Here is a 17,590-nt window from a genome sequence, read left to right on the forward strand (position 1 = left end):
CTATGGCTGAAGCCGGTCGGCTCCTCCTACGACTGCAGCCGGTCGGCCAGGAAGGCCCGCAGCGGCTCGACGTGGCGTACCGGGTCGCGCCAGCGGGCCTGGAGGTCCTCCAGGAGGTGCCGCTCGGCGACCGGCTCGCCGTGCCGCCAGGCCCGGACGACGGGATGCAGGAAGGCGCACTCGTCGGCCCGCTCGGGCGTGGGGTGGCGCTGGATGGCGAACACGTCGGCGCGGTCGCGCGGCCCCCAGCGCAGGGTCAGCGTGAGGCACAACCCGGCGGCGGCGAAGCGCTCGCGGGCGTAGTCCTCCGGCAGGTCCTCGTAGTGGCGCACGACGCCGTCCGGGCCGATCACGTACGCGTCGGACAGGTACTCGAACTGGGTCCACAGCGCCGAGCTGTGGTTGACCCGGTCGAGCATCGACCCGGTGAGCACGTCGGCGTCGGCGGGCAGCTCGCGGACCGGCAGCGGCCGGCCCTCGTAGCGTTCGAGCAGCAGGGCGGTCAGGGAGCGCAGGTTGTAGCGGAAGCCGTCGATGAACGCCGAGGAGGCCCGTTTGAAGTCGCGGGCCTGCATGAGGGTGCCGGCGAAGTACAGGCCGTCGACGTCGGCCGACTGGAAGTCGGGGCGGATCGCCGGCATCCGGCCGCCCGGGGTCAGCGCGGGCCGGCAGGAGTCGCCGAACAGTCCGGTGTCCATGGTGAAGCCGGTGCAGCGCAGGACGGCGTCGTAGTCGAGCAGCGCCTGCTCGCCGTCGGCCAGCGTGTAGGTGATCGCGGCCCTGATCCCGCCGTTCTCGCGCCAGAGGCGGTCGACGGTGCACTCCAGGACGCCGTGCAGGGTCTTGAACCAGTAGCTGTCCAGGAAGGCGCCGTACTGGCCGCGGACGTGGCCGGGGTGCTTGCTCGTCCAGGTCAGGCGGACGGGGCTGGGGCTGGCCAGGTGGATGACCGCGGCGTACGGGAGCAGCGCCTGCGCGGTCTCGAACGCCGAGTTGCCCTTGCCGATGACCAGGACGCGCTGGTCGGCGAAGTCCTCGCCGTTGACGGGGACGTCCTCGTAGCCGGTGGCCAGCTCGATGCCCGGGATGTCGGGGATGTGCGGGCCGCCCCACCCGGTGGCGACGATCAGGCAGTCGGCGCGGAGAACCCGGTCACCGGCGTGGACGACGAAGCCCGCGCCGTCCTTCTCGACGCGCTGGACGGCCGTCGAGTACCGCACGCGCAGCCCGTGGACGCGCTGGAAGTCGGCGAGGTAGCGGACCAGGTCGTCGGCGTGCGGGAAGTACTCGCGCGAGTAGTTCGGGAACATCAGGTCGGGCTCGTCGTTGAGCAGGGAGTTCCAGTCCCAGCGGAGCTGGATCTCGCGCTCCTTCTCGCCGGTGTGCACCTTGTTCAGCGAGATGAGCCGGCGGTGGCGCGGGAAGCTGCGGAAGAAGCCGCCGGGCGCGTCCTCGCGTTCCAGGGTGACGTAGTCGGCCCCGGCGCGCTGCAGGAAGTAGCTGAGCTGCAGCCCGCCGGGTCCGGCGCCGATGATGACGAACCGGTGGTGTTCCGCGTCCATCAGTCCTGCTGTCCCGCCGCCGGTGGGACGGTCGTGTAGCCGTGCGTGAGGATGCGCTGCGCGGCCAGGTCGTACCCGGCGGGGTCGTCGGGGGCGTGGGTGCCCAGGCCGTCGACGTACCGGTTGAACATGCAGAACGCGGCCGCGATCAGCACGGTGTGGTGCAGTTCCTTGTCGGTTGCCCCCTCCGCCCTGGCCGCGGCCACCAGCTTGTCGGTGACGTCGCGGCCGCTCTGCTGCACCGCGGCGGCGATGGCGAGCAGGGCGCGGAGCTTGGGCGTGACGGGCGCCGTGGCGGGGTCGGCGCGGACCTGGTCCACCAGCGCCATCCCCTCGGGGAGCTGGGCGGCGGCGAACGCGGCGTGCGAGGCCGTGCAGAACCGGCACTCGTTGAGCCCCGACACGTAGGCCGCGATCAGCTCCCGCTCGCCGCGGCTCAGTGTGCTGTCGCCACGCAGGAGGACCTCGGCCAGCGCGTTCATCGGAGCGGCCGTCTCCGGGCTGAACTGGAAAAGTCCGCGGATTCCGGGTTCGTCGGAATCGAGGGCAATATGGGGCACGCAAGCTCCCATCGATGCGGTTTTCTCCTAGTCTGCACACTCTCGCAAATTGCGCAAGATCTCGTTAATTGTGCCTCCTTCTTGTCTCCTGCAACTGACGCGCGTAATGTCACGGACGCCACCTAAACCCCGTTTGTGACTGGCGGTCGTCATGGATGAGCATCCCCACATCACCGTTGCCGGCAACACCTACGACGCCATTGCCAAGGGCGACCTGGAGGACCTTCGCCGGCTGCTCGCCGACGACGTGATCTTCCACGTCCCCGGTCGCGGACCGATGGCCCGCGACTACTCCGGCAAGGAAGCCGTGCTCGGCTACCTGGCCGAGCTGCTGAAGTCCACCACCGGCACGCTGCGCCTGGAGCCGGAGTCCTACCTCGTCGGCGGCGACCAGGTCGCCGCCGTCCTGCGCATCCGCGGTGAGCGCGACGGCCGCTCGCTCGACGACCGCGGCATGCAGTTGTTCCGGATCACCGACGGGAAGATCAGCGAGCGCTGGAGCTTCCCGCTCGACCCCTATTCGGTGGACGAGTTCTTCGGCTGATCAGGCCCCGGCGGACGGGGCCGCTCAGCCGGCCTCGTCCAGCGCCTCGTCGTTCCACACCTTCACGTATCCGCTGGTCAGACGGGCCCTGTCGGCGTAGTGGCCGGGGTCGTCGGTGGCCAGCGTGGCCAGGCCGTCCACGTACCGGTTGTACATGCAGAAGGCCGCCGCGATCAGCACCGTGTCGTGGATCTCCAGATCCGTGGCGCCCTCGGCCCTGGCCGCGCGCACGTGCTCGTCGGTGACCTCCCGCCCGCCGCGCTGCACCGCCCCGGCGATGCCCAGCAGGGCCTTGAGCTTGCCGGAGAGAGGGGCCGCCGCCGGGTCGGCGCAGGTCTCGTCGACCAGCGTCATGCCCTCCGGCACGCGGACGGCGGCGAAGGCCGCGTGGGTGTGGAAGCAGAACCGGCACCGGTTGAGCGAGGACACGTACGCGGCGATCAGCTCGCGCTCGCCCCGGGTCAGCGGGCTGTCCCCGCACAGCAGCACCTCGGAGAGCAGGGTCAGCGGTTCGGCCGCCTCGGGACGGTAACGGAACAACCCCCGGATTCCGGGCTCGTCGGACACCAGCTGGATATGCGGACGCGTCCCGCCCGCGTGATTAACGAATTCACGCCGCCCGGCGTCGCGCGAGACGGAACGTAATGCTGAATTTCCCATTCGGCCCTCCAACGTCCGTTTGCCTGCCTATGGGATCTAGTGTGCGGGTTCGTCGTGCGCAGATTCCGTCGCGGAACGACCAGGAAGTTGCGCGCCGGTGACCACTTGATGCCAGCGGCGCCGCTGGAACCGTCCGCCCGGAATCGGGTTCGGGTACCGTCCGGCGCGCCGACAGTGCCTCCGACCAGCGATAACGCATTGTGACGATATCCTGGCGAGCAGTAGCTGAGGCGCACAACCGGGGGCGGAGCATGAAGATCGGCATCATCGGCGCGGGGAACATCGGCGGCACGCTCACCCGGCGCCTGACCGAGCTGGGGCACGAAGTGGCGGTGGCCAACTCCCGGGGCCCTCAGACGCTCACCGACCTGGCCGCCGAGACCGGCGCGACCCCCGTCGCCGTCGAGGAGGCGCCCCAGGGAGCCGACCTGGTCGTGGTCACGATCCCGCAGGGCAAGGTGCCCGACCTGCCCGACGGCCTGTTCGACGACGTCACCGGCGGCCTGACCGTCGTGGACACCGGCAACTACTACCCCCAGCGCGACGGCCGGATCGACGAGATCGAGGCCGGGATGCCGGAGAGCCGCTGGGTCGAGCAGCAGCTCGGCCATCCGGTGGTGAAGGCGTTCAACAACATCTTCGCCGACCACCTCGGCCACGGCGGCCGCCCGTCCGGCACCCCCGGGCGGATCGCCCTGCCCGTGGCCGCCGACGACGAGCGCGGCAAGAAGATCGTGATGGGCCTGGTGGACGCGCTCGGCTTCGACCCCGTCGACGCCGGCGGCCTGGACGAGTCGTGGCGGCAGCAGCCCGGCAGTCCCGTCTACACCACCGACAAGGACGCCGAGGGCGTCCGGGAGGCCCTGGCCCAGGCCCGCCAGGAACGCACGCCGGAGTGGCGCGCCTGACCCACCGGCGGCGCTCAGGCCGGGTCGGTGCGCAGGAGCAGCATGGCGATGTCGTCGGCGCGGTGCTCGACGGCCGCCGCGGCCGCGATCATGTCCTCGGCCACGTCGGCGAGCGGCTGGTCCGGCGCGGGGGCGAACCCGGCGGCCAGGCCGCCGATGGCCTCGCCGAGGTCCTGTCCGGGAACCTCGATGAGCCCGTCGGTGTAGAGGGCCAGCACCGAGCCGGGCGGCAGGGCGACCTGGGTGGTGGCGTACTCGGTGCCGGGTTCGATGCCGAGCAGCAGCCCGGGGGCGGGCTCCACCACCTGGGCGGGCTCGCCGGGCCGGCGCAGCAGCGCCGGCAGGTGGCCCGCGCTGGCCACGCACGCCGTGTTCCGCCCCAGGTCGACGCTGATGTACAGGCAGCTCGTGAACCGGTCCGGGGCCAGCTCGTTGAGCAGGCGGTTGGTGTGCGCGAGCACCTCGCCGGGGTTGGCGCCCGCGCTCGCGTGGGCGTGGATGGCCGTGCGCACCTGGCCCATCAGCGCGGCTGCGGTGACGTCGTGCCCCTGGACGTCGCCGATGACGGCGGCGGCCACCTTCTCCTCCAGCCGGATCAGGTCGTAGAAGTCGCCGCCGATGTCCATGCCGGGCGTGGCGGGCAGGTAGCGCGCGACCACCTCCAGCCCGGGGACGCCGGGCAGCGTGCGCGGCAGCAGGCTCGCCTGCAGCGACTGCGCGAACTGGTGCTTGACGTCGTAGAGGCGGGCGCGCTCGAACGCCTGGGCGATGAGCCCGCTGAGGGCCGTCAGGCTGGCCCGCTCGTCGGTGGTGAAGCGGTGGGGACGGTCGTAGGCCAGGATGCACATGCCGGCCGTCCGCCCGCCGGCCGTCAGCGGCAGGAACGCCCAGGCCGACATGTCGTCCGACCTGATCGCCTCCGGGTACGTCGCGCGCAGCTCGGCCCAGGTGCCGAAGAAGGCCGGCGCGCCGGCGGCCAGGGGGTGGCCGGGCGACAGGTGCAGCATGGGCTGGCCGTCGTACTCCTCGATCGCCTGCTCGCTGTACCCGCGCGAGGCGGCCACCTGCATGCGCCCGCCCCTGGAGGTGAGGATGGCCAGCGCCTGCACGTGGTAGGCGGGCATCACGTGGTCGGCGACCAGGTTGATCACCTCCTGGGCGGTGACGGCCCGCGCCAGGGTGGTGGCCAGGTGCAGCATCTCGTGCAGCGCGACCAGGCGCGCCGGACGGTCGGCGGCGACGAGCTGGTCCGGCATGACCGGACGCGGGTCGCGGGCCATCGTGCTCGGCGTGACCCGCATGGTCAGACCGGCCAGGCCCGGATAGAGATGGAAGGCCAGCCACTGGCCGCCCGGGTTGCGGGTGGTGAAGTAGGTGACCTCCTGGCTGACCACCGCGGCGCGGTAACGGTCTTCGTAGGCGGGCTCGCCCAGCCAGGGCAGGGCGTCCCAGGGGCGCTTGCCGGTCAGCTCGCCCGCCTCGGCCTGCAGCAGCTCCTCGGCGGGGGCGGTGACCAGGGTGAGCCGCCCCTCGACGTCGAGCATGCAGTAGCCCTCGGGCAGCCGGTTGAGGCAGGTCAGCAGCAGGTCCTCGCCGCCGGGCGGCTCCCTGGTCAGCACGCGCGGCTGGTGCCCCGGCGGCACCGGCCGGCTCCCCCTCGGGACGATCTCCGCCAGGTCGGCGCAGGTGGCGGTCAGGACGTCGAGCCGGCGCCGGGTGGGACGGCGGCCCGGGGCGGGCGGCCAGAGCAGCATCATGGCCCCCCGCACCTCGCCGTCGCGGTCGACCAGGGGCGCGACGGCCAGCGCGAACCCGTAGGGGAAGGCGAGCGCCACGAGCGGGAACTCGCGGGCCATGGCCTCCCGGTCGGGCACCCACACCAGCCGCCGCTGCCGCACCGCCACCGCGACCGGCGACTGGTCGGTGGATCGGATCAGGACCCAGGAGCGCGAGAAGGGCTCCGGGAGTCCTGATTCGGCCTCCATCATCAGCACGCGCCCGTCCTCGGCCAGGACGAACAGTACGCACACGTGTGCCTGCGTGCTGGTGGCCGCGCCGAGCAGCAGCCTGTCGACGTGCGCGTCGCGCGCCAGGCCGCCGTCGTCGGCCCGCGGGGCCCGCGCCTCGTCGGGGGCCGGGCCGCCGTCCGGCGGGCCGGGGGGTGGTGGCGGCGTTTGGGGGACATCTCCCATGAAATCAGGCTATGCAAGCTCCCTGTACGGGAATATGCACTGTCCGTAATGGATGGGCAAAGTGTTCCAAGGCCCGTTCAGGCGAGCGGCCCGAGGTACGTGCCACCCGAGACGTCGATGGTCTGGCCGGTCACCCATCGGCCAGCGGGACCGGCCAGGAAGCCGACCACGTCCGCGACGTCCTCGGGCTCGCCGAGCCGGCCGAGCGCGGTGATGGACTCCAGCGCGGCCACCACCTCGGGGATCGAGGTGTAGCCCGCGGTCATGTCGGTCCGGACGGCGCCGGGCGCGACCGTGTTCACGGTGATGCCGCGCCGTCCCAGCTCGTTGGCGAGCGTCGGGGCCATCGCCTCCAGCGCCGCCTTGCTGATCGTGTAGCCGATCTGCGTGGTGACGGCGAACCGGCTGGCCGTCGAGCCCATGTTGATGATGCGGCCGCCGTCGTTCAGCAGCGGCAGGGCGCGCTGGATCACGAAGAACGGGGTGGTGACGTTGATCGTCATCACGCGTTCGAACTCGGCGGGGGTCAGGTGCGCGATCGGGACGGTCGAGGCGATGCCGGCGTTGTTGACCAGAATGTCCAGGCCACGCCCGGCCAACCCACCGACCACCCCTTCGAACAGCCGCTCCACCGCCGCCTCTGCGCCCTCTGCGCCGTGCGCGCCCTTCGCGTCCTCTGCGCCCTCTGCGCCGTGCGCGCCCTTCGCGTCCTCTGCGCCCTTGGCGCTGTGCTGGGAGTTCGCGCCGAAGCGGGCCTGCACGGCGAACGCCTGGCCGCCGCGCTCCTCGATCAGGGCGACGGTCTGCTTGGCCGCCTCGTCGTCGCCGCCGTAGTGCACCGCCACCAGCGCGCCTTCGGCGGCCAGCCGCAGCGACACCGCCCGGCCGATCCCCCGAGAACCGCCCGTCACCAGCGCCGTCTTGCCGGTCAGCATGCCCATTGTCCGCTCCCCACGTGTGTGGCTCTCTGCTCCGCGGTCGCGGAGACAGGCCAACAGTGGCGGGGCCGGCTCACCGCGCCCTCACCGGCCGCTCACCAGCCGCTCGGACGGGCAGGCGGATCATTGGCCGGGCGGGCGGATCACCCTGGCTAGCTGGCCGCGGGCGAGGAGTCGCCGCCCTGCCAGGGACGCAGGCGGGTGGCGAGCGGCAGACGCATGCGCAGCCGCAGCCTGCTGCCTCCTTGCGGATGGTCGATGCCGACCTCGTCGCACAGACGATGGATCAGCCACAGGCCGAGGCGCCGCGCCGAGGGCGAGGGGCGGGTGAGCCGGGCGTCGGCCAGATGCTCGGCCCGCAGGCGTCCGGCCGCGTCGCAGACATCGACCGTGAGGACGGCGGCGTCGGTGTAGGCCGTCACCGTGCCGCGACCGCCACCGTGCTCCAGGACGTTCGCAGCGGCCTCGTTGACGGCGAGCACCAGGTGGTCGAGCCGGGCTCCGGACAGCCCCGCGTGACTGGCGTAGACGCGCACCAGATCGCGGGTGAGCGCGAGATTGTTGGTGATGGTGCACCGCAGGTGGAAGGGTGCTTGCATGGCTTGCCCCTACCGAGTACGGGGGTTACGGCGGCGTAAAGCGCTCGATCGAGGGCAGAGAGTAAGGCGACCGAGTAAACGAGCCGAGCCGGGCGCGCCACGGGCGCACCTGTCCAGTTCACCGGCGGCCGAAGCCGTGGTGACCTGGACGATGCCTGGCGGAAAGGGTTGATCGCCCGACATCTGCCTCTCCCTCTGCCCGATGTGCCGACGCTGTATGGACGCGCGGCGCGCCGGGCCCTCTTGTTTTCGGCGATCCGTCAGGGGCGCCCGCACCTTCCCTGGACAGGGAACGTGGCGCGGCTCGGCTCTGCCCTAGACGACCGCATTGGTGTGATTTCAATGACCGACCATACCGGCGACCCCGCCGATGTGCTGCCCATGGTGCACCCGTTCGGCCTGCGCGTACGCGGCGAGATCGACCACCATGGACGGCCCGCGCTGGCCCGAGCGCTGGCGTGGGCGTTACGCATCGGCGAGACCGACGTCCATCTGGACCTGTCCGAGCTTACCTTCATCGACGCCGGCGGGCTGCGGCTGATCATCAGCACGGCCACCGACCTGCCGCCGCCGCGCAGGCTGGTGCTCCAGCACGCCTCGCCGACGGTGCGCGAGCTCCTGGAACTGCTCGGCTGGCGACTGGGCCCGGAGGGCCGGCTGTACCAGGTGATCAACGCCTCCCACCCCCACGACCCCGACCCGACCCCCTCCCCACCATCCTGACCTGGCCCCTGGCCCACTCACGGGCCCGCCCCGGGCCCTCGCCCGCACCCCCCGGTGCCCTCACCCCGGGCCCTCGCCCGCACCCCCCGGTGCCCTCACCCCGGGCCCTCGCCCGCACCCCCCGGTGCCCTCGCCCCGGGCCCTCGCCCGCACCCCCCGGTGCCCTCACCGGCCTCGACCGCCTTACCGGGCCCCGCTGACTCGCCCACCTCCCCGGCCCTCGGCCCCGCCCTCACTGCCGGGGCCCCTCCCGATCCCGCTGCGGCCTCGACGCCGCGCTCCGGCCCTTCATCCGGCACACACCCGGTCTGGGCGCCCGCCGCGATCCCGCCGCCCCGAAGGGCCGTCCCCTTGCTTCTGGCCTGGAGCCCTCGCCGCGCCCCTGACCCGGCTGCCCGCTACTGGGTCCGGACCCGCGCATGTCGTCGCTGAGCGGCCGTGGCCGCCGCACCTCGCCGTCCGTCCAGGGTCAGGACGGCCAGCCGCGCGGCTTGGCCCAGCTCGCGGCCTCGGCCGGACCGTCGTCCGGAGGGAACAGGCGCGACAGACGGGTGATGTCCAGCAGGCGGGCCAGCGGCCCGTGCACCCCGACCAGCCGGACGGTCCCGCCGCGCCGCTCGGCCTGCCGCTGGCCGACGATGAGAGCCCACAGCCCGCACGAGTCGCAGAAGGCCAGGTCGGTGACATCGATCACGACTCTCGGCCGCTCCGCCTCCAGGAGTTTCGCGAGCGTACGGGCCAGCGGCATGCGGGTCACCCGGTCGAGCTCGCCGTCGAGGTGCACCACATGGCAGCCCGGCATACGTTGGACGTTGATCGCTAACTCTGTCATGAGGGGATCCAGAGCTCAGCGCCACCCTTGAAATCCGCATCCGGCACATCGGCGGCGACATCGGACATCGCCCGCCCCTACCCCTAAGCGGCAGCCTTGCTCCTCCACGCGTACCCAGGTAAGCACGATGTGGCTCAGCCGCCACAACCCGCCCCCCTCAGCCTTGCCGCGCGTTGGTCGTACGCCTCCTGGCCCCTTCGCCGCGCCCTCACAACCCCGCGAGGCCTCGATCGGGCGGGGGGAAAGCACTCGCCCCGGACGTTCCCGACGTATACTAAGTTGGGTGACTGACTCAACGAGGACACGGGCCCGGGGGGCCGACAAGCGGCGCAGGCTGATGGCCGCCGCCGCCCGCGTCCTGCACGAGCAGGGCGTCGAGCGGACGACCATCGCCGACATCGCCGAGGCCGCCGGCGTGCCCGTGGGAAACGTGTACTACTACTTCAAGACCAAGGACGAACTGGTCCTGGCCGCGCTGTCCGAGCACGCCGGGCACCTGGCCGAGCTCACCGCCGAGCTCGACCGGCTCCCCGACCCGCGCGCCCGCCTCAAGGCCATGGTGGACGCCTGGGTGAGCCAGCGGGACCTCGCCGCCCGCTACGGCTGCCCCACCGGCACCCTCGCCGTCGAGCTCGACAAACGGGACGAGGGCGGCCTCGACGTCGAGGCGGGCCGGGTCGTACGGCTGCTCCTGGACTGGTCGGAGCGCCAGTTCCGCGACCTCGGCCTGCCGGACGCCGACGATCTCGCGCTCACCTTCGTCGGGGCGTACCAGGGGATGTCGCTCCTGGCCAACGCCCTCCGCGACCCCGAGATCATGACGCGCCAGGGCACCCGCCTGACCCACTGGCTCGACTCCCTCCCCACCAACCCCCCGAACTGACCTCACTGTCCTCCCCCCACGAAGACCCCCGCCGTCCAGACCACCACCTGGACGGCCCGCCCCCCCTCGGGAAGCTGCACCGCGACACCCCGAGCCGCGCACACCCTCCATCCCCGTTCACCGCCCTCCACCCTGAAGCGATCAACATCGCGCCCCTCCTTGGCTCGCCGCCTGACCGCCGTCACCCGGGTGACCGGGGTCAGGAGCCTGCCGGACGGGCTGGAGCTCTCCGCCGAAGCGCGTGACGTGCCCATTCGTGGATGAGGTTGAGCCGCTTCGCTTCGTCGTCCGCCCGAGGCTTACCCCTCGCCCTCATCCATCCGATGGCGCATGGCCTTCCGCCTGACGTTCGCCCCCATCCGGCCCGTACGGCTCCCCGCCGAAGCCTGTGCCCCTCCGCACGCGAGCCCCCGTGCGGTGGCCTGGCAAAGAGGGAGGCTGGGGCGGCGTGTCGGGGCGGTTAGCAGGGCGCGGGACGCTGATCCTTGCCTAAGGCGGGCAAAGAGGGTGGTCATGGACTTCGCGCGGATCGTGGAGGCGATCGGCCAGGCTGTCGATCTCGCAGGCGTGGCGATCATCGTGCTGGGCGCGCTGACGGCCACCGTGTCCTTCGTGCTGCGGCTACGCGAAAGAGAGACCCCGCACGGCGTCTACCGCGCCTACCGCCAGGGCCTCGGGCGGGCGATCCTGCTCGGGCTGGAGTTCCTGGTGGCCGGGGACATCATCCGCACGGTGGCGGTGGCTCCCACGTTCGTGAGCGTCGGCGTGCTGGCGCTCATCGTGCTCGTCCGGACCTTCCTCAGCTTCTCGCTGGAGGTCGAGCTGGAGAACCGCCTGCCCTGGCAGCCACGACGCAGCCCCGACACCCCCGGCTGACCTCGCCACCCCACCCGAACCCGGCAGATCCCACGGCTCGACATCGCACACGCCTCGAAGGCATCGCCCGATTCGGAGCGACACAAACCGTCCACTCCAAGGCGTCCGGCCGCCCGAGGAGGACAGGATCCCCTCGGGCGACCGGATCGCCGCGGTCATCTGAAGATGCAGGGCCGCCCGTTACGATCCACCCCGCTGGACTCGTTGAGGGTCACCGCCGAACCGCGCGGCACGGTCGCCCCCGCCGCCGGGGTGCTGAACAGCACGGTCCCGCGAACGTCGACGCAGTTGTTGTCGAACGTGACTCCGCTGACCGTCAGGCCCGCCGCGGCGATGGAGTTCCGCGCGCTGCCGTCGTCGAAGCTCTGCACGTTCGGCACGGTGGTGAGGTTGCACTGCACCCGGAACAGCTCCCACGACCGCACCTGGGCCGCGTCGCTGTGCACCACGTCGGTCGTGCGGTTGCCGCCGCCCACGGCGGTCAGGAAGTGGCCGTCGACCGTCTGGATCGCGAAGCCGTCGCCGCCCTGGCGCACCAGCGCGAACTTCTCCCACGCCTGCAGCAGCGTGGCGTTGGAGTGGATGACGTCGGTCTGCAGGCCGCCGCCGTTCACGGCGGTGAGGTAGTTGCCGGTCAGCGTCCTGATGCCGACGTGTACGCCGTCGCCGGCGTCCACGAGGGTGAAGCGTTCCCACGAGCGGGCCACGGTCGCGTCGCTGTGGATCACATCGGTCGTACGGCCGCCGCCGCCCACCGCGGTCAGGTAGTTCCCGGTGTTGAACGTCTGGAACGTACAGGTGGTCGGGGTGGGGAAGGGCAGCGCCGCCCACGCGGGCCCGCTCAGCCCCACCATCCCCGCGGCGGCCAGCGCCAGCCCCGCCACCGTGCCGAACGCGCGTCTCAGGTTCATGCGTCTCTCCCTGCTCCCGGCTCCTCGGTCGGAGCCCTCGTCCTGAGGGCGTTCCAGACCGTGCCGCCCCCGTTCCACCGGCATCGGGGGCGGGGGCGGGGGCGGCGCCGGAGCGGCGAGTGACGCCTACTTCCGGCAGACCCGGGCGTCCCGGATGTCGACCGGCAGGACGGGCTTGCCGTCTACAGGCGGCGTGGGCCCGTCGGGCTCCGGCTGGATGCCGCCGGCGGCGATGCGGTCGAGCGCGGCGAGCCCGGCGGCGTCGACCGTGCCGAAGACCGTGTAGTTGGGCGCCAGGCCCGAGTCACCGTAGACCAGGAAGAACTGGCTGCCGTTGGTGTCGGGCCCGGCGTTGGCCATGGCCAGCACGCCCCGCGCGTACGTCTTGCGCACCCCGGTCGGGTCGCCGGGCCACGGCGGCAGGTCGGTGGGCAGTTCGTCCTTGTACCGGTAGCCGGGCCCGCCCTCGCCGGTGAAGCTGGGGTCGCCGCACTGCAGCACCTTCAGCCGGTCGTACGCGGTGAGCCGGTGGCAGGAGGTGACGTCGTAGAAACGATGACGGATCAGGTGCACGAAACTTTGCACGGTGCACGGCGCCTTGGCCGGGTCGAGGGTGAGCCCGATGTCGCCGTGGTTGGTCCTGAGCACCGCCGAGACCGGACGGGTGGGGGTGTGGCGCGGGTCCGGCGGCAGCGGCACCTTGCGCACGGCCGGGTCGTCGGGGGTCTCGGTGTACGCGCACGGCCCCTTGGTCGTCCTCGGCGGCCGGTCCAGGACCGTCGCGGAGGCCGGCATCGCGGCGGCCGCGACCAGCGCGCCCGTCGTGACTGCGGAGAACGCGGCGCGGGCCGCGAGTCGTACCAACGCTCTGCCGGACATCGTGTCCTCCACTGCGTGATGATCGCCGGGCTTCCTGTGGTCTAGTCGATCTGACCCGCCCAGTCAAGACCGCGGCCGCCCGAGGTCGGCGCCCGCTTACGCGACGTCTGCGACAGCCGGAATCCACCCCTGGTCGGCGCACTGGGGCCAGGCCGAGGTCGGCGTGACAGTCGCCCCTCACCACCTCGCCCTTCGTCTGATGGATTTCGCCGTCGTGTGCTGCTCCACAACTGACACTGGTCCTCGGCACCCGTGGTTCGAACCGGACACAAGGGGCCTCTCGGTACCCCTTCGAGGCGGCACGGAACGGGCTGAGGGTTCGTGCAAGGGCGGCTCGCGGAGATCATCCGGGCGGGCCGGGACGCGGCGACCGTGGCCGAGACCCACCGAACGATCTGGGTGGACACGGTCCGCGACGTCGCGGAGGGCTGCTCGGCGCTCCTGGTCGGGCATGGAGGGGCGATCGAGTTGGCGTTGGCGGCGTGCTTTCCGGACGCTTCACACGATTCCTGGGGGACGCCGTTCGCGCACTGCGACGGTGCACGCCTCGGCTTCGCCGACGGTCGGTTCGTGAGCATCGAGTTCCACCGGGCGCCGCAGAGCCCCATCCAGCCGAGTTGAGGATCGCCGCCTGCGGCTGGCGTGCTGGCCGAGCAAGTCACGGTCCTGCCCCTCACGCTCGGGCCTCCCCCTCACGCTCGCGCGCCCCCCTCTGCTCGGGCCTATCGCGCTCGGGCTTCCCACGCTCGGCCTACTCACGCTCAGAAGCCGGACCGCTCGGGCTGAAGCGTGGGATGAGGACGTTGCCGTTCGTCCGGGTGGCTGCCTGGCGGCGGGTTCGAGGTGGTCAGCATTGGGTGTTCGGCGGTGGCAGGGTCAGGTCGGTGAAGTAGCGGTTCATCAGGTCGCGGGCGCAGGGGTTGAAGCCGTAGAGGGTGTGGCCGGGGCCGTCGTGGTGGATGGTGACGCTGCCCGGGACGGTGGCCAGGGCGCGTTCGACCGCGTCCGATTCGCCCCAGGCGCCTGCGCCCAGGACGGGAGGCACGCCCTTCGGGAGGGGAGCGGGTGGATTGGTCACCGGGACGGGCCAGCCGATGCAGGTGAGGGTGGCCGAGGCCAGCGTGTTGGCGGTGCCGGTGAGAGGAGCGATCCTGCGGAGGCGGGCGTCGGTGGTGGCCAGTTCTTTGAGGGTCGTGTAGCGCGGCCAGTCGAGGCATTCGGTGACGGGGGTGGACTGGTCGGGGTAGCGGACTCCACCGGCTGGGACGAAGTCGGAGGCGTCGCCCTGGCCGGCCGCCTTGCGAATAGCACGTGTCAGGGCGGGCCAGGCGGGGGCTCCTTGACGGGCCATGAAGAGGGCGAGGGACTGCAGGTCGCGGGCCTTGTAGGCCATGTCGGCCGTCGTGGTGGGGATGGGCTTACGGCGGGCTCGTTCCATCAGCTCGCGCCAGAGGCCGGGTATGTCCTGGCAGTCGTGGGTGGCGCACCAGGTGAAGAAGCGCCGCATGGACTGCTCGTTGGACTTCGCCATCTCCTCCAGTTCGCGCTTCCAGTCGGCGGGGCTGTGGTTCCAGGTGCCGTCGAGGACCATCGTGCGGATCTGGCCGGGGAAGAGGCGGGCGTAGTCCTGGCCGTAGAAGCCTGCGTAGGAGGCGCCGTAGTAGTTGAGCTTCGCGCCGCCCAGGGCCTTTCTGATCGCCTCCATGTCTCTGGCCTGGTCGGCCGAGCTCATGTTGGCGAACAGTTGGGGGTCTTCGTGGCGGCATGCCTCGGCGAAGCCGCGGTTGGTGTCGGACAGACGGCCGAAGTCGGCGTCGTCACGCGGGGCTTCCGGGATGGGGATGCGGGTCCAGACGCACGCCAGGCCGGTGCTCAGGCCGCCGAACTGCTTGCCGTAGCCGCGGGTGTCCCAGGTGACGATGTCCATGCGCTCGCGCAGCCGGGCCCACCAGTCGGGGACGGCTGCGGTGGCGGCGATGCCGGGGCCTCCTGGGCCGCCGTAGGCGACCAGGACCGACCCTTCGGCGGCGCCGGTCGCTTTCAGCCGGCCCAGCTTCAGTGTGATCTTGCGGTCGTCGGGCTTGCGCCAGTCGACCGGGACCTGAAGGTCGGCGCACTCCATGCCGATCTTGTCGTTGGGGCAGGGCTGCCAGGTCAGTGAGGACGATCCGGTGGTCGTGGCGGATGGGGTGACCGGGGAGGGACGGGCTGTGCTCTCGCTGCCGGGCCGGGGGCTGGCGCTCGCCGTGGCGGTGGCGGTGGCCAGGGCGGGTGGGCCGGTGGTCGCCAGCAGGGCGGCCAGGATCGTGGCGAGGGGTTTCAGCATGCGGTCATGATTGCGGCGCGGGGGTCGGGAGCGCGTCGGACCAGGGGCTGGTCTTGGAGCCGGGAAGTCCTACCACGGGTTGTCAGACCGTGGTCTGGCCAGAGCCATGCAGGCGCTGTGGCCTGGCCGGTGTCACTGCCGGCCCGTGATCCAGCCGGTGTCATGCACGGCCCGTGCCCCAGCCGGTGCACGCACTTTCTGGAGCCTGTATTACTGCTCGTGCAGGCTGCCTTGTCGCCTCTCCGGTCCGGTCAGGACGCTCGGCGAGGGGCAGGTCGGGTCTTTCTTGGTTGGAGGGGATCGACAGGGGCGCGGGATGGCGTCGTGCGCGTTCGAATGGCCTGGAAGCAGCGCCGCCCAGCAGGAGCGGCGGGTACGGCTGCGCTAGCCTGCCCGGATGCGGCGGATTCTGGTGGCGGGCATCAGCGGGGCGGGCAAGTCGACGCTCGCGCGCGCACTGAGCAGCCGGATCGCCGTCCCCTGTCACGAGATGGACGGCCTGTACTTCGCCGGACCCGGCTGGGCCGTGGACGAGGCGTTCCCGGAGCGGGTCGCCGAGATCGCCGGTACCCCGGCGTGGATCTTCGACTCATTCGGCTACCCGGAGGTGCGCGACCTGCTGTGGGAACGCGCCGACACCGTCGTCTGGCTGGACTATCCGCGCCGGGTCGTCATGCCGCGGGTCCTGCGGCGTTCGCTGCGCAGGACGGTTCTGCGCGAGCCGGTCTTCAACGGCAACCGGGAGACGGTCGCCGGATGGTTCCAGCGCGACCATCCGGCGTGGTGGGCCTGGTCGCAGCATGCGGCGCGACGGGCGGAGATCCGGCGGCGCACTCGTGATCCGCGTTTCGCTCCCTTGCGCGTGCTCCGCTTCACCAGCCCGTACTCGGCGGCGGTCTGGTTGCGGTCGGTCGGGCCGGCCTGACGGCGGCCCGCCTCCCCCCTCACAGGCATGCGTCACCTCAGGGCCGAAGTGATGGCGGAACGTGGGGTGAACGGACCGGGATCGCAGGATTCTGGACGTCCGGGGTGTTCGGCCTCATGGTGGGCGGAGGTGGCGCGGGAGAGTCGGGGCATGGTTGAGATGTCGTCCGCGCGAAGCGGCTCACGAGGGCACTCCCCCACCGGCCGGGTGCTCATGGCCCTGGCACGTCGCTGGCCCGCGGGGCTGGGCGTGGCCTTCATGGTCTTCAATGTCCTGGGGCTGCAGGACGGGCGGGACGCGGCCCTTGTGGTGTTCCTCGCCGCGCTCATCTACCTCGCCGCGGCGGTGACCGGCAGGCCGGGGGTGGTCTGGCCGTTGTTCGGGACGTCCGTGGTGGCGGTGACGGTGCTGCGGCTGCTCGGGCTGGAGCCGTGGCCGGGGCTGGTCGGGGGTGCGGTGTGCGTCGCCGTCGTCGGCCTGGCGGGCGGGCTGGCGAGGAGGCCGGCGCTGGACGCGGCGCAGGCTCCGGCGATGCTGGTCTTCGGGGCGGTGTCGGTGGCCGCGCTGTCCCTGTCGCCTGTGGTCGGGGGCTGCCTGGTCGCCGCGGCCCTGGTCGGGCACGCCGTTCTGGACGTGGTCCTCTGGCGCAGGAACAAGGTGGTGCCCCGGTCGATGGCCGAGTTCTGCGCCGTACTCGACCTGACGCTCGGGGTGGCGATCGTGGTGCTGACGTTCTCGGCCTAGACGGCGGGGCGCGGCCGGCGTCGAGGGCCGCAGGGGGAAACCCAGCACTACGGGTGGGATTACCTTCATCCGGAGCCGAGAATTCCGACCTCGTGACCTGCGACAGCCACCTCGCACCGGGGCGGCGGCACGAGAAGAGGAACTCGACCATGCCCAAATATCTGATCCAGTCCACGTACACCGCGGACGGTATCCGCGGGGTGCTCCGGGACGGTGGCACCGGACGCCGGCAAGCGGTGGATCGCCTGGTGGAAAGCCTGGGCGGGCGGGTCGAGCAGATGTACTTCGCGTTCGGCGAGACGGACACGTTCGTGGTCGTCGACTTGCCGAGCAACGCGGCGTCGGCGGCGTTGGCGATGGCGGTGTCGGCGTCCGGGGCGGTGCGGACGACCACGGTCGCCCTGCTGACGGCGGAGGAGGTCGACGAAGCCGCGCGGATGGAGGTGGCTTACCGGGCTCCTGGCGCGTGACAGCCAGGCGCAGATGCAGGCCCGTCCCTCGGTTCGCGGGATGTCGGCGAAGGCCGCC

19 protein-coding genes are annotated in these 17,590 nt (G+C 71.8%); 9 read left to right on the plus strand and 10 right to left on the minus strand.

Going from position 1 to position 17,590, the window contains the following annotated elements; translation table 11 throughout:
• Positions 1 to 26: 26 nt before the first annotated feature.
• On the minus strand, positions 27 to 1,562 hold the full coding sequence (locus ACIBQ8_RS01600; protein WP_397190684.1) for an NAD(P)-binding domain-containing protein: 1,536 nt from the start codon (positions 1,560 to 1,562) through the stop codon (positions 27 to 29).
• On the minus strand, positions 1,562 to 2,134 hold the full coding sequence (locus ACIBQ8_RS01605) for a carboxymuconolactone decarboxylase family protein (RefSeq protein WP_397168147.1): 573 nt from the start codon (positions 2,132 to 2,134) through the stop codon (positions 1,562 to 1,564). Before ACIBQ8_RS01605 ends, ACIBQ8_RS01600 begins: the two co-directional genes overlap by 1 nt.
• 139 nt (positions 2,135 to 2,273) lie before the next feature.
• Between ACIBQ8_RS01605 and ACIBQ8_RS01610 the strand changes: the two genes are divergently transcribed.
• On the plus strand, positions 2,274 to 2,666 hold the full coding sequence (locus tag ACIBQ8_RS01610; protein ID WP_352330337.1) for a nuclear transport factor 2 family protein: 393 nt from the start codon (positions 2,274 to 2,276) through the stop codon (positions 2,664 to 2,666).
• A gap of 24 nt (positions 2,667 to 2,690) precedes the next feature.
• Here ACIBQ8_RS01610 and ACIBQ8_RS01615 read toward each other — a convergent pair whose 3' ends face one another.
• Positions 2,691 to 3,206, minus strand: a complete 516-nt coding sequence (locus ACIBQ8_RS01615; protein WP_397168149.1) for a carboxymuconolactone decarboxylase family protein — start codon at positions 3,204 to 3,206, stop codon at positions 2,691 to 2,693.
• Between the two features lie 320 nt (positions 3,207 to 3,526).
• Here ACIBQ8_RS01615 and ACIBQ8_RS01620 point away from each other — a divergent pair, with 320 nt between their 5' ends.
• Positions 3,527 to 4,234, plus strand: a complete 708-nt coding sequence (locus ACIBQ8_RS01620) for an NADPH-dependent F420 reductase (RefSeq protein WP_397190685.1) — start codon at positions 3,527 to 3,529, stop codon at positions 4,232 to 4,234.
• Positions 4,235 to 4,248: 14 nt separating this feature from the next.
• Here ACIBQ8_RS01620 and ACIBQ8_RS01625 read toward each other — a convergent pair whose 3' ends face one another.
• The 3 genes from ACIBQ8_RS01625 to ACIBQ8_RS01635 all read right to left on the minus strand — a co-directional run bounded on the left by ACIBQ8_RS01625 (position 4,249) and on the right by ACIBQ8_RS01635 (position 7,963).
• Entirely contained in the window at positions 4,249 to 6,426 is a 2,178-nt protein-coding gene (locus ACIBQ8_RS01625) for a SpoIIE family protein phosphatase (RefSeq protein WP_397168152.1), read from the minus strand.
• A gap of 77 nt (positions 6,427 to 6,503) precedes the next feature.
• Complete coding sequence (locus tag ACIBQ8_RS01630) at positions 6,504 to 7,367, minus strand: SDR family NAD(P)-dependent oxidoreductase (protein ID WP_397190686.1); 864 nt, start codon at positions 7,365 to 7,367, stop codon at positions 6,504 to 6,506.
• Between the two features lie 149 nt (positions 7,368 to 7,516).
• Entirely contained in the window at positions 7,517 to 7,963 is a 447-nt protein-coding gene (locus ACIBQ8_RS01635) for an ATP-binding protein (protein ID WP_397168155.1), read from the minus strand.
• Positions 7,964 to 8,305: 342 nt separating this feature from the next.
• Here ACIBQ8_RS01635 and ACIBQ8_RS01640 point away from each other — a divergent pair, with 342 nt between their 5' ends.
• Entirely contained in the window at positions 8,306 to 8,686 is a 381-nt protein-coding gene (locus ACIBQ8_RS01640; protein WP_397168157.1) for an STAS domain-containing protein, read from the plus strand.
• Between the two features lie 469 nt (positions 8,687 to 9,155).
• Here the strand turns inward: ACIBQ8_RS01640 and ACIBQ8_RS01645 are convergent, their stop codons facing one another.
• A complete protein-coding gene (locus ACIBQ8_RS01645; protein WP_397190687.1) occupies positions 9,156 to 9,518 on the minus strand; it encodes an STAS domain-containing protein in 363 nt (120 codons plus the stop codon).
• 283 nt (positions 9,519 to 9,801) lie between these two features.
• On the opposite strand from ACIBQ8_RS01645, the gene ACIBQ8_RS01650 reads away from it, so the two are divergent.
• On the plus strand, positions 9,802 to 10,401 hold the full coding sequence (locus tag ACIBQ8_RS01650; protein WP_397168160.1) for a TetR/AcrR family transcriptional regulator: 600 nt from the start codon (positions 9,802 to 9,804) through the stop codon (positions 10,399 to 10,401).
• Positions 10,402 to 10,914: 513 nt separating this feature from the next.
• Positions 10,915 to 11,277 carry a DUF1622 domain-containing protein gene (locus ACIBQ8_RS01655; protein ID WP_397168162.1) on the plus strand — a complete coding sequence of 121 codons (363 nt, stop codon included), beginning with the start codon at positions 10,915 to 10,917 and terminating at the stop codon, positions 11,275 to 11,277.
• Positions 11,278 to 11,432: 155 nt separating this feature from the next.
• Here ACIBQ8_RS01655 and ACIBQ8_RS01660 read toward each other — a convergent pair whose 3' ends face one another.
• Positions 11,433 to 12,188 (minus strand): PASTA domain-containing protein, encoded by a 756-nt coding sequence (locus ACIBQ8_RS01660; protein ID WP_397190688.1) that lies wholly within the window; start codon positions 12,186 to 12,188, stop codon positions 11,433 to 11,435.
• A gap of 126 nt (positions 12,189 to 12,314) precedes the next feature.
• Positions 12,315 to 13,067, minus strand: coding sequence for a peptidylprolyl isomerase (locus ACIBQ8_RS01665; protein WP_397190689.1), 753 nt, complete (start codon positions 13,065 to 13,067; stop codon positions 12,315 to 12,317).
• A gap of 321 nt (positions 13,068 to 13,388) precedes the next feature.
• Between ACIBQ8_RS01665 and ACIBQ8_RS01670 the strand changes: the two genes are divergently transcribed.
• A complete protein-coding gene (locus tag ACIBQ8_RS01670; RefSeq protein ID WP_397190690.1) occupies positions 13,389 to 13,688 on the plus strand; it encodes a hypothetical protein in 300 nt (99 codons plus the stop codon).
• A 226-nt stretch (positions 13,689 to 13,914) separates the two neighbouring features.
• Here the strand turns inward: ACIBQ8_RS01670 and ACIBQ8_RS01675 are convergent, their stop codons facing one another.
• Entirely contained in the window at positions 13,915 to 15,393 is a 1,479-nt protein-coding gene (locus ACIBQ8_RS01675; protein ID WP_397168168.1) for an alpha/beta fold hydrolase, read from the minus strand.
• Between the two features lie 397 nt (positions 15,394 to 15,790).
• On the opposite strand from ACIBQ8_RS01675, the gene ACIBQ8_RS01680 reads away from it, so the two are divergent.
• The 3 genes from ACIBQ8_RS01680 to ACIBQ8_RS01690 all read left to right on the plus strand — a co-directional run bounded on the left by ACIBQ8_RS01680 (position 15,791) and on the right by ACIBQ8_RS01690 (position 17,532).
• Positions 15,791 to 16,318 (plus strand): hypothetical protein, encoded by a 528-nt coding sequence (locus tag ACIBQ8_RS01680; RefSeq protein WP_397190691.1) that lies wholly within the window; start codon positions 15,791 to 15,793, stop codon positions 16,316 to 16,318.
• A gap of 150 nt (positions 16,319 to 16,468) precedes the next feature.
• The gene (locus ACIBQ8_RS01685) at positions 16,469 to 17,062 is read left to right on the plus strand and encodes a hypothetical protein (protein ID WP_397190693.1); all 594 of its coding nucleotides are present in this window, start codon (positions 16,469 to 16,471) and stop codon (positions 17,060 to 17,062) included.
• 149 nt (positions 17,063 to 17,211) lie between these two features.
• The gene (locus ACIBQ8_RS01690; RefSeq protein WP_397168171.1) at positions 17,212 to 17,532 is read left to right on the plus strand and encodes a GYD domain-containing protein; all 321 of its coding nucleotides are present in this window, start codon (positions 17,212 to 17,214) and stop codon (positions 17,530 to 17,532) included.
• The last annotated feature ends 58 nt before the right edge of the window (positions 17,533 to 17,590 follow it).

Origin of the sequence: Nonomuraea sp. NPDC049646, assembly GCF_044465525.1 — a bacterium.
Lineage (GTDB): Bacteria > Actinomycetota > Actinomycetes > Streptosporangiales > Streptosporangiaceae > Nonomuraea.